The organism is Micromonospora sp. CA-249363 (assembly GCF_050950185.1).
Classification (GTDB): Bacteria; Actinomycetota; Actinomycetes; order Mycobacteriales; family Micromonosporaceae; genus Micromonospora.
Genome location: NZ_CP192020.1, coordinates 529,458 through 540,493, shown reverse-complemented (window position 1 = coordinate 540,493; position 11,036 = coordinate 529,458). Strand labels below are relative to the sequence as shown.

At 71.8% G+C, this 11,036-nt stretch carries 11 protein-coding genes; 2 read left to right on the top strand and 9 right to left on the bottom strand.

Annotated features, from left to right (window positions below; all coding sequences use genetic code 11):
- Positions 1 to 828: an ABC transporter permease gene (locus ACQPZK_RS02585; protein ID WP_355049176.1), complete on the bottom strand. Its 828-nt coding sequence runs from the start codon at positions 826 to 828 to the stop codon at positions 1 to 3.
- Between the two features lie 72 nt (positions 829 to 900).
- Positions 901 to 2,271, bottom strand: coding sequence for an L-serine ammonia-lyase (locus ACQPZK_RS02580; protein ID WP_433536748.1), 1,371 nt, complete (start codon positions 2,269 to 2,271; stop codon positions 901 to 903).
- Between the two features lie 455 nt (positions 2,272 to 2,726).
- On the opposite strand from ACQPZK_RS02580, the gene ACQPZK_RS02575 reads away from it, so the two are divergent.
- Complete coding sequence (locus ACQPZK_RS02575; protein ID WP_355049178.1) at positions 2,727 to 2,936, top strand: PspC domain-containing protein; 210 nt, start codon at positions 2,727 to 2,729, stop codon at positions 2,934 to 2,936.
- Between the two features lie 505 nt (positions 2,937 to 3,441).
- Here the strand turns inward: ACQPZK_RS02575 and ACQPZK_RS02570 are convergent.
- From ACQPZK_RS02570 to pdxH, 7 genes are all read right to left on the bottom strand, one after another.
- On the bottom strand, positions 3,442 to 4,236 hold the full coding sequence (locus ACQPZK_RS02570; protein WP_433536747.1) for a DUF4230 domain-containing protein: 795 nt from the start codon (positions 4,234 to 4,236) through the stop codon (positions 3,442 to 3,444).
- Between the two features lie 99 nt (positions 4,237 to 4,335).
- Positions 4,336 to 5,496 (bottom strand): acyl-CoA dehydrogenase family protein, encoded by a 1,161-nt coding sequence (locus ACQPZK_RS02565; protein WP_433536746.1) that lies wholly within the window; start codon positions 5,494 to 5,496, stop codon positions 4,336 to 4,338.
- 117 nt (positions 5,497 to 5,613) lie between these two features.
- The gene (locus tag ACQPZK_RS02560; protein WP_433536745.1) at positions 5,614 to 5,919 is read right to left on the bottom strand and encodes a type II toxin-antitoxin system VapB family antitoxin; all 306 of its coding nucleotides are present in this window, start codon (positions 5,917 to 5,919) and stop codon (positions 5,614 to 5,616) included.
- A gap of 187 nt (positions 5,920 to 6,106) precedes the next feature.
- Positions 6,107 to 6,709 (bottom strand): nitroreductase family protein, encoded by a 603-nt coding sequence (locus tag ACQPZK_RS02555; protein WP_433536744.1) that lies wholly within the window; start codon positions 6,707 to 6,709, stop codon positions 6,107 to 6,109.
- Positions 6,709 to 7,638 (bottom strand): aldose 1-epimerase family protein, encoded by a 930-nt coding sequence (locus tag ACQPZK_RS02550; protein WP_433536743.1) that lies wholly within the window; start codon positions 7,636 to 7,638, stop codon positions 6,709 to 6,711. The genes ACQPZK_RS02555 and ACQPZK_RS02550 overlap by 1 nt, the downstream gene beginning before the upstream one ends.
- Positions 7,639 to 7,656: 18 nt before the next feature.
- The gene (locus tag ACQPZK_RS02545; RefSeq protein WP_433536742.1) at positions 7,657 to 8,955 is read right to left on the bottom strand and encodes an MFS transporter; all 1,299 of its coding nucleotides are present in this window, start codon (positions 8,953 to 8,955) and stop codon (positions 7,657 to 7,659) included.
- On the bottom strand, positions 8,952 to 9,581 hold the full coding sequence (gene pdxH / locus ACQPZK_RS02540) for a pyridoxamine 5'-phosphate oxidase (RefSeq protein WP_433539089.1): 630 nt from the start codon (positions 9,579 to 9,581) through the stop codon (positions 8,952 to 8,954). Before pdxH ends, ACQPZK_RS02545 begins: the two co-directional genes overlap by 4 nt.
- Positions 9,582 to 9,861: 280 nt before the next feature.
- Here pdxH and ACQPZK_RS02535 point away from each other — a divergent pair, with 280 nt between their 5' ends.
- Positions 9,862 to 10,968 (top strand): citrate synthase 2, encoded by a 1,107-nt coding sequence (locus ACQPZK_RS02535; protein ID WP_357123927.1) that lies wholly within the window; start codon positions 9,862 to 9,864, stop codon positions 10,966 to 10,968.
- Positions 10,969 to 11,036: the final 68 nt, after the last annotated feature.

Genomic DNA, 11,036 nt, shown 5'->3' with positions numbered 1-11,036 from the left:
TCACAGCTCCTTGAGCACGGCGGGCTCCAACCGGCGGAACGACCACCAGCCGGCGGCCAGCACCAGCAGGCTGCCGACGATCGTCGTGGCGAGCAGCCGGGCGTCCGGGAACTCGTCCGGGTACCAGATCGCGTGGTGGAGCTGGAAGATCCCGACCAGCGGGTTCAGCTCGTACACCACCTTCAACCAGTGCGGCAGGCCGGACTCCCGGACCAGGCTGAGCGGATAGATGATCGGCGTGGCGTAGAAGAGCACCCGGATGATCAGCCGCATCAGCCGTTCCACGTCGCGCATCAGCACGTTCCAGGCCGACAGCAACAGGGCCAACCCGATCAACAGCACGGCCTGCACGGCCACCGCCAGCGGCAGGGCGAGCAGCGACCAGCCGGGGTGGATCCGCCCGTGCGCCGCGTAGATCACCGCAATGGCGGCCAGGATCGGCAGGCCGGCCGCGTACTCGGCGAACCGCCCGCTGACCCGGCCGATCGGGAAGACCTGCCGGGGCACGTTCATCGTGGTGATCAGCCGGGACTGGCCGGTCAACGCGTTGGTCGCCTCGCTCAGCGCCGAGCTGGTCCACATCCAGGCGAAGATGCCGGTGATCAGGAACAGCGGGTACGACCCGGCCGCCTCGCCGAGGTGCCGACCGGTGTCGCGGGAGTAGAGCACCCCGAAGACGAACCAGTAGATCGCGCCCATGCCGAGCGGCTCGATCAGCGACCAGAAGTAGCCCAGCACCGACTGCTGGTACTTCACCGCCAGGTCCCGCCGGACCAGGATGCGCAGCGAGTTGCGGTGCGACCACAGGGCCGCGACGCCAGAGGTCACCGCCGCCTCCCGCCTCCTGCAAACGGACGCCAGGTTAGCAGTCGGTGAACGAATGCCCCGAATCGACCGGCTTCAGCACTCGATCACGTTGACGGCCAGACCGCCACGCGCCGTCTCCTTGTACTTGACCTTCATGTCGGCGCCCGTCTCCCGCATGGTCTTGATGACCTTGTCCAGCGACACCTTGTGCACACCGTCGCCGCGCAGCGCCAGCCGGGCGGCCGTGATCGCCTTGATGCTAGCCACGGCGTTGCGCTCGATGCAGGGGATCTGCACCAGGCCACCCACCGGGTCACAGGTCAACCCGAGGTTGTGCTCCATTCCGATCTCGGCCGCGTTCTCCACCTGCTCCGGGGTGCCGCCGAGCGCCTCGGCCAGCCCCGCCGCCGCCATCGAACACGCCGAGCCGACCTCACCCTGGCAGCCGACCTCCGCGCCGGAGATCGACGCGTTCTCCTTGAACAGCACCCCGATCGCGCCCGCTGCCAGCAGGAACCGCACCACGCCGTCGTCGTCGGCGCCCTCGACGAACCGGCTGTAGTAGTGCAGCACCGCCGGGATGATCCCCGCCGCGCCGTTCGTCGGCGCGGTCACCACCCGACCCCCGGCCGCGTTCTCCTCGTTCACCGCCAGGGCGAACAGCGTCACCCAGTCCATGGCGTGCAACGGGTCGGTCGTCCCCGCGTCCGCCTCCAGGCCGCGCCGCAGCTCCGCCGCGCGCCGCCGGACCTTCAAACCCCCCGGGAGTACGCCGTCCCGCTCGCAACCCCGCTGCACGCACTCCCGCATCACCCGCCAGATCTCCAGCAGGCCCGCCCGGATCTCCGCCTCGCTGCGCCACGAGCGCTCGTTGGCCAGCATCACCTCGCTGATCGACAGTCCGGTGGCGGTGGTGACGTCGAGAAGCTGCGCACCGGTCAGGAACGGGTACCGCACGCGGGTGCTGTCCGGCTTGATCCGGTCCGCGCCCGCCGCCGCCTCGTCCACCACGAAACCGCCGCCCACCGAGTAGTAGGTGCGCGCCCTGACCTGCTCCCCGGCGGCGTCGAAGGCCGCGAACGTCATCCCGTTCGGGTGGTACGGCAACGACCGGCGGCGGTGCAGCGTCAGGTCCCGATCGGGGTCGAAGTCGACCTCGTGCGCGCCGAGCAGGCTGATCCGCCGCTCGGCACGGATGCGCTCGACGCGAGGACCGACGGTATCGGTGTCGACCGTCTCCGGGGACTCGCCGGCCAGCCCCAGCAGCACCGCCGGCCCGCTGCCGTGCCCGTGCCCGGTGGCGCCCAGCGACCCGAACAGCTCCGCCTGCACCCGCGCGGTGTCGGCGAGCAGCCCGTCGGCCTTGAGCCCGGCGACGAACGTACGCGCCGCCCGCATCGGCCCCACCGTGTGCGAGCTGGACGGCCCGATGCCGACGCTGAAGAGGTCGAAAACACTGATCATGGCTGCGCTTCCTCGGCGTCTCCCGCGGTACGGGGTGTCGCCCGGTCGTGGCCACCGGTCGGCGGCCCCGCTCGTGGCCGCCCGGTCGGATGGCCGCCGGTCACCCGGGGTGTGGGTGCCCGACCCGCGAGCCTACCCGCCCTGCTCACCCCTTACCCGAGCCCCGCCCAGGCCCGCGCGCCCCGAGCCCCGCCCAGGCCCGCGCGCCCCGAGGCTCGCGCCGATCTTGCAGTTTCTGTTGACGAGATGAGTGGGATGCACCTTATGTGACCACAGAAAGTGCAAGATCGCGGAGCGTGGTGGGCGGTGTGGGAGGAGTTGGGGAGGGTTGGCCCGGGTAATGCACCTACGGGTCCACGGGTCGCCGATCCTCCTCGGGACCGAGGGCAGGGCGGCCGCCCCTTTCTACCGTGGATTGCAGACGCGGCGTACCGCCGCAGAGTGGGAGTACGACGATGAGTCGCAAACTGGTTCGACCCCGCCAGGGGCGCATGCTCGCCGGTGTCTGCGCCGGCCTCGGTCAGCGGTTCGGCATGTCCGCCGGGATGGTCCGGCTGCTGTTCCTGCTGTCCCTGCTGCTGCCCGGCACCCAGGTGGTCGTCTACCTGATCCTCTGGATCCTGATGCCCAACGAGGACCGCTACCTGGCCTCCACCGGCCACTGACCCCACCCCCGCCGGCCCCGGCGCAGGCCGGCCGCAGCCGGTCACAACATCGGGGATACTGCTGCCTCCCGAGCGCCGGAGGCAGCAGGATCCCCGAAGTTGTGCAGATCTTGGCAGTCAACTCGTCCGGCATCGCCCACCCCTGCCGTTGATCCACTCCACATCGCCGATGCGGCGCTTTCCGGACGCGGTGATACCCCGACATCGCCGATGTGGAGTGGATCATCCCGTTCAGCCACGCGGCAGGCCAGTGGACGCGGCAGTGCTGCACACAAGGCAGCGTAGGCAGACGGGGCAGCCCAGGCAGACGCAGCCCAGGCAGACAGGGCAGCCCAGGCAGACGGGGCAGCGCCGGCAGACACGGCAGCCCGGCAGCCGGTCAGGCGCGGCAGACAGGGCCGTCGGCAACGCCGGCAGACAGGGCCGTCGGCCTACGGGGCAGCGCCCGTCCCGACGATGGTCGGGGCGGGCGCTGTCGCACGGTCAGAGCGCCGAGGCGCCGGGGTCAGGGGGCCGTGTAGGTGACGGTGACCTGCTGGTAGCCCAGCGAGCGCAGCAGCCCCTCCAGCATCTTGCGGGTGTTCGCCTCGGCACGGGCGGAGAGACCGCTGTCCCGGGCGGCGGCGGTGATCCGCTCCTCGGCCAGCTGGTAGATCTGCTGCTGCCGGTTGGGGTCGTTGCCGACCAGGTCACCGAGTCGGTTGAGCAGGCCACGCTGCTCGGCGAAGACGTAACTCTTCTCCATGTCGAGGTTGGTCTCGCCGAGCTGCGGGGCGGGCAACTTGATCTCGACGGACTTGCCGTCGGCGGACTGCACGATGGCGCCCTCACCGATCTTGGTGAAGTCGACGTACGCCTCGACGCTGCCGGCCCCGACGAACAGCGTGCGCTCGTTGAGCAGGAAGTCCGGGACGTTGCGCCGGTCGTTCTGGGTGTCGACCACGACCTGGAAGTTGCCCTCGGCCGCCACGTAGCGGCTCAGATCCTGGATCGACTTCAGCAGCGGCGGCTGGCTGCGGTCGGTCTGCTCCTTGGCGAACGGGTTACGGAAGTCCGGCAGGAAGCCGGTCGCCTGCACGCCGAGCAGCACCACCACGGCCAGGGCGGCGGCGCCGAGCAGCAGGAGCAGCCCGCGGGCCGCACCCCCACCCGCGCCTCCGCCAACTCCAGGACCATCGGTGCCACCCGACCCGTCCGGAGTCGCGTCGGGTGTCGCGGCCGAGCGCTCCCTGAGGTCGTCGCCGGTCGGGTAACCGGGGAACTCCCTCGTGGGCTCGTTGATGTCAGCGTCGCGAGCCATCACACTCACCGTCCTCGTCAGACACGTCGTCTGTCAATGACGGTACGGCCCCCGTACGACAGCCGCGCGGCGAGCGGCCGGAATGCGTAAACGGGCAGGTCAGGCGAAGGCGGAGAGCCCGGTGAGCCGCTGACCGATGATCAGTTGGTGGATCTCCGACGTGCCCTCGTACGTCAGCACGCTCTCCAGGTTGTTCGCGTGCCGCAGCACCGGGTACTCGCCGGAGACACCGTTGGCGCCGAGGATGGTGCGGCACTGCCGGGCGATGGCCAGGGCCTCCCGCACGTTGTTCAGCTTGCCCACGCTCACCTGCTCGGGGCGGAGCCGGCCCGCGTCGGCCAGCCGGCCGAGGTGCAGCGCGAGCAGTTGCGCCTTCACCAGCTCGACGGCCATGTCGGCGAGCTTGGCCTGGGTGAGCTGGAACCCGGCGAGCGGTCGACCGAACTGGGTGCGCGTCGTGGCGTACGCCAGGGTGGTTTCCAGGCAGTCGCGCGCCGCGCCGACGGCACCCCAGACGATGCCGTGGCGGGCCTCGGTCAGGCAGCTCAGCGGCGCCTTGAGCCCGACGGCCTCGGGCAGTTGGGCGTCGGCGGGAAGCCGGACGTCGTCGAGCACGATCTCGCCGGTCAGCGATGCGCGCAGCGACATCTTGCGGCGGATCTCGCGCGCCGTGACTCCGGGCGTGTCCATGGGTACGGCGAAACCGCGCACCCCGTCGTCGGTACGCGCCCAGATCACGGCCACGTCGGCGATCGGCGCGTTGGTGATCCACATCTTGCCGCCGGTGAGCACCCAGTCGTCGCCGTCGCGGCGGGCCCGGGTGGCCATGGACGCCGGGTCGGAGCCGTGGTCGGGCTCGGTGAGGCCGAAGCAGCCGATCGCCTCGCCGGTCGCCATCGGGGGCAGCCAGCGCTGCTTCTGCTCCTCGCTGCCGAAGCGCCAGATGGCGTACATCGCCAGCGAGCCCTGCACCGAGACCAGCGAGCGGACGCCGGAGTCGGCGGCCTCCAGCTCCTGGCAGGCCAGCCCGTACGCGACGGCGGACGCGCCCGCGCAGCCGTACCCGCTCAGGTGCATGCCGAGCAGCCCGAGCTTGCCGAATTCCCGGGCCAGCTCGCGGGCCGGCACGCGGCCCTCCTCGTACCAGTCGGCGACGTGCGGGCGGACCCGGTCGTCGACGAGTCGGCGGACGACATCGCGGATCTGCCGCTCCTCCTCGGTGAGCGACGGGTCCAGGTCGAGCAGATCGAGGGCAGTCATGCCGTCACCTTAATGAAGCCTCAGGCCGCGCCCCAGTCTCAGGCCACGCCCCAGTCTCAGGCCACGCCCCAGTCTCAGGCCGCGCCACAGCCTCAGGCCGCGCCGCTCACTCGATGCTCAGTCGATGGGCTCGGAGAGCACCAGCACCCGGGCGTGGATCTGGTTGCGCTGTTGCAGGGCGGCGCGCAGCGCGCGGTGCAACCCGTCCTCCAGGTAGAGGCCACCGCTCCACTGCACGACGTGCGGGAAGAGGTCGCCGTAGAAGGTCGAGTCCTCGGCGAGGAGCTTGTCGAGCGCCAACTCGCGCTTGGTGGTGATCAACTGATCCAGACGCAGCGGACGGGGCGGAATCTCCGCCCACTGCTTGAGCGTCAGGTTGTGCTCCGGGTAGGGACGCCCGTCCCGGACCGCTCTGAAGATCACGACGGCACGCTCCCCTCCCCGAGACCGGACGGACCGACGGCGCCGAGCCGGGCCGCGGCGGACACCGCGCGGCGCGGCACCGATGACCGTGCCAGCCTAGCGGCCCCGTGCACGCGGCGTTCTGCTCCCTGATGTCAGTTTCGCCATCGCTCGTCCGATCCTCAACCCGACGAACGGGACGCCGCACTCAGCTCCACCGGCCGCGCCGCACAACTTCATCCATCCCGCGACGACCACGACGCAACGATGGTGACCGATGGTCCGCTGCTCGGTAACCGATTGTGACGGCACCGATGGGCTGGTACTCCTCCGGCACGCCGAAGCTCTCCCGGTACGCGGCGAGCCGCTGGGGCGGGATTCCGAAGAAACACGCGCCCAGCCCCTCGTCCACGGCGGTCAGCAGCATGAGCAGCGCGGCGAAGCCGGTGTCGACGTACCAGTAGGGCACCGGCCAGCGGTCCTTCGACCGGTCGGTCCAGCCCTTGTCGGGCTCCGCGTACCGCGTCAGGTACGCCGACTCGTTGGCGTGCGGCACCACGATGAGCGGCGCGCGGCGCATCCCCGCGAGCCAGCGCTCCCGGCCCCCGCCCTCCGGCGTGGTGGCCGCCCAGAACCGCTCCCGGTCGGCCTCCTCCTCGAGCACCAGGAAGCCCCAGCCCTGGGCGAAGCCGGCCGACGGGGCGCGTACGGCGTGGTCGAGCAGCCGGTCCACCACGTCGGGCGGGACCGGACGGTCCGGGTCGTAGTTGCGGACCATCCGTCGGCGGCGGACGACCTCGGCGAACTCCATCAGGCCCCGGGACGGATGCCCCAGGCACCCCGCCAGGTCGTGCCGGGCTTGAGCGCGAGCACGTCCCTGCCCGACCGGAACGCGTCCGGCGGGCAGGTCATCGGCTCGATCGCCACCGACCGACGGTGTCGCTCGCCGGTGAGCGCGTCGCCGGTGAAGACCTGCCACCAGCCGAACTCCGCGTCCGCCCAGATGCTCACCCCGGACGAGGAGTCCGGGGCCGCCAGGCTCACCGAAGAGCCGCCGTCGGCGTCGCGGACGACCTCGCCGAAGCACAGGTCCAGCTCGGCGTCGCCGATCCGGCGCGGGCTGGTCCAGTCGTACTCGGTGCCGGCGACCGGCGTCGCGCCGACCGGGAGCAACCGGCCGTCCACCATGATCCGGGTACGCGCCGGCAGCCGCATGACCAGGTCGTCCACGGCGACGCCCGGCAGTTGCAGGTACGGGTGCACCGAGAAACCGAACGGAGCCACCTCGGTGCCGACGTTTGTCACCTCGTGCTCGGCCCGCAGGCCCTCCGCGCTCACGCTCCACCGGCTGACCAGCCGCAGCGGCCACTCGTAGCCGGGCTGCGGCGGCAGGTCGTAGCCGAGGGTCACCGCGTCCGTGGACTGCTCCAACAGCCGCCACGGCACCCAGTTGACCAGCCCGTGGATGGCGACGTGCCGCCCCGGCTCGGTCAGCGCGAGCTGGTGCGTCCGGTCGCCGTACGCGTAGCGCCCGTCCCGGATCCGGTTCGGCCAGGGAGCGAGCACCTGGCCGGCGCAGCCCGGGCAGACCTCGTCGACGCCGTACCCGTCGACCAGGTCGACGCCGTCGTGCCGGTACGTCCGCAGCCCGCCGCCCACCTCGACGATGACGGCCTCGTGGCCCGCGGCGGCGATGGTCCACTGTGCGCCGGAGAAGGGGCGCTGGTCGGGGCTTTCCATGCCGGCGACCCTAACCGGTCACGGCCGGTCGCCGCTCGACGCCGTCGTGGCCCGGTAGCGCAGCAGCGCCGGGAAGGCGACCGCGAGCACCACCACGAGCACGGCCGAGGCGAGTCCGCCGGCGACCCAGGCCACTCCGCCGCCGAACCCGGCCGCCATGGTGCCGGCCCGCAGGTCACCGAGGCGCGGCCCACCGGCCACCACCACCGTGTTGACGCCCTGGAGTCGGCCGCGCATGCGGTCCGGCGCGTACACCAGCAGCATGGACTGGCGGAGCACGGCACTGACCAGGTCGGCGGCGCCGGCCACGGCGAGCAGCAGGACCATCAGCCAGAGCTGGTGCGCCAACCCGGCCGCGGCGATCGCGAGGCCCCAGCCGACCACCGCGACGACCAGGCCGACGCCCTGCCGGCGCAGCCGACCGATCCAGCCGGAGGTCAGCCCGCCGATCATCGAACCGATCGCGATGGCGCTGTAGAGCAGGCCGACCGAGCCGCCCCCACCGAACCGCTCGTTGGCGATCTCCGGGAACAGGGCCCTCGGCATGGCCAGGATCATCGCGATCAGGTCCACGCCGAAGGAGAGCAGCAGGACGGGTGTGGTGGCCAGGTAGCGGAAGCCGTCGATCACGCTGGCCAGGCCGGCACGGCGGACCTGACCGTCGGCGCTCGGCTCGGGCGGCAGCGACGGCAGGCGCAGCGCCGCCCAGAGCATCGCCGTGAACAGCACCGCGTCCAGCCCGTACGCGATGGGCAGCGCCACCCGGGTGTCCGACGAGGTGGAGAGGATGAGGCCGGCGGCGAGCGGGCCGGCGACCGACGCGGCCGTGAAGGTCGTGTAGTTCAGGGTGGTGGCGGCCGGGACGAGGTCGTCGGGGACCAGCCGGGGCAGCATTGCGCTGCGGGCCGGCGAGGTGATCGCGAACGCCACCGACTGCACGGCCATCAACACCAGCAGCAGCACCGGGCTGCCCACGTTCAGCAGCGCCTGCACCAGCAGGCCGAGGGTGGATGCCCAGAGCAACAATGAGCCGCCGAGCAGCACGGCACGGCGGTCGCGAGCGTCGGCGACCGCGCCACCCCAGAGCCCGAAGATCAGCAGGGGTACGAAGGCGGCCACGCCCAGCAGGCCGACCCAGAACGAGTCCCGGGTGAGGGCGTACATCTCCACCGGCACCGCGACGGCGGTGAACTGGAAGCCGAACATCGCGACGGTGTTGCCGAGCCACAACCGCCGGTACGCCGGAACGCGCAGCGGGCGGACGTCGATCGCCCAGCGGCGCGCTCCGCGCGGCCGGGCCTCCTGCACACCGGTCACGGCGCCAGCCGCTCGACGATCCAGTCGCTCTCGTCGACGCGACGGAAGCGCAGGCGGTCGTGCAGCCGGCCGGCCCGGCCCTGCCAGAACTCCACCGAGTCCGGCCGGACGCGCAGCCCGCCCCAGTGCGGCGGCGGTGGGATGTCGCTGTCGTCGGCGTACCGCTCGGCCACCTCCCGGTAGCGCTCCTCGAGCGTGGCCCGGTCCGGCACCACGGACGACTGCGGGCTGGCCCACGCGCCCACCTGCGAACCGCGCGGCCGGCTGGCGAAGTACGACTCGGTCACCGCCGGCTCGACCGGGGCGATCGACCCGGAGACCACCACCTGCCGCTGCATCGGAAACCACGGAAAGACCAGGCTGGCGTACGGGTTGCCCGCCGCCTCGACGCCCTTGCGGGACAGGTGGTTGGTGAAGAAGACGAAGCCGTCCGGGTCGTACCCCTTGAGCAGCACCGTCCGCCCACTCGGCCGGCCGGCGGCGTCGGCCGTGCCCACCACCATGGCGTTGGGTTCGGGCAGCCCGTGAGCCACCGCGTCGGCGAACCACCTGTCGAACTGGGTGTACCAGTCGGCGGCCAGGTCAGCCTCGGTCAGGCCCAGGTCCGCGGCGTACTCGTTACGCATCGCGGCCGGGGTCGGTGTGTCGCCCGTCACGTCCCCACTCCTTCTCGGCGCGCCGACCGGCGCCCTCCCGCGCTGGCCAGACCGCTTCGCCCAGTCTCACCGACCGGCGCGGAGAATGCGCGCCCTGAGATGTCGCGTGCAGCACAGTCGCACTGGGTCGCGTATCCGGTTACACAGCAGGCAAGATGTTCCGAACACATCCCTGAGGGTCGCCTAAGGCGCTCGGCCGACCGGGCCGGATCAGCTGATCGGGCGTACCGACCAGATCCAGGAGAGCGACATGGCCGACTTCAAACCCGGTCTGGAGGGCGTCGTCGCCTTCGAGACCGAGATCGCCGAACCAGACCGCGAGGGTGGCGCGCTGCGCTATCGCGGGGTCGACATCGAGGATCTGATCGGCCAGGTCTCGTTCGGCAACGTCTGGGCGCTCCTGGTCGACGGTCGGTTCGGGCCGGGCCTGCCGCCGGCGGAGCCGTTCCCGGTGCCGGTGCACTCCGGCGACATCCGGGTCGACGTGCAGTCGGCGGTCGCCATGCTGGCTCCGTACTGGGGTCTCAGCCAACTGCTGGACATCTCCGACGAGCAGGCCCGCGAGGACCTGGCCCGCGTGTCGGTCACCGCGCTCTCCTTCGTCGCCCAGTCCGCTCGCGGTCTCGGCCTGCCGGCGGTGCCGCAGAAGGAGATCGACAAGGCGCAGACCATCGTCGAGCGGTTCATGAAGCGCTGGCGGGGCGAGCCGGACCCGCGGCACGTCAAGGCCGTCGACGCGTACTTCATCTCGGCCGCCGAGCACGGCCTGAACGCCTCGACCTTCACCGCGCGCATCGTCGCCTCCACCGGCGCCGACGCGGCGGCCTGCATCTCGTCGGGCATCGGCGCCCTCTCCGGCCCGCTGCACGGCGGCGCGCCGTCACGCGTGCTCACCATGCTGGAGGCGGTGGAGCGCAGCGGCGACGCCGAGGGGTATGTCAAGGGCGTCCTCGACCGCGGCGAGCGGCTGATGGGCTTCGGCCACCGCGTCTACCGTGCCGAGGACCCGCGCGCCCGGGTGCTCCGGCGCACGGCCAAGGAGCTGGGCGCGCCTCGGTTCGAGATCGCCGAGGCGCTGGAGAAGGCGGCGCTCGCCGAGCTTCAGGCCCGCCGTCCGGACCGGGTGCTCGCCACGAACGTCGAGTTCTGGTCGGCCGTGGTGCTGGACTTCGCCGAGGTGCCGGCGCACATGTTCACGTCGATGTTCACCTGCGCGCGGATGGGCGGCTGGAGCGCGCACATCCTGGAGCAGAAGCGCCTCCAACGGCTGGTCCGGCCGTCCGCCCGTTACGTGGGTCCGGAGACCCGCAAGCCGTCCGACGTCGAGGGCTGGGGCGCCGTCCCGCACGGCGTCTGAGCTGCTCACCGGGGCCCCGGTCCGACGTACGACGTCGGACCGGGGCCCTTGTGCGTGGTAGCCCTCCC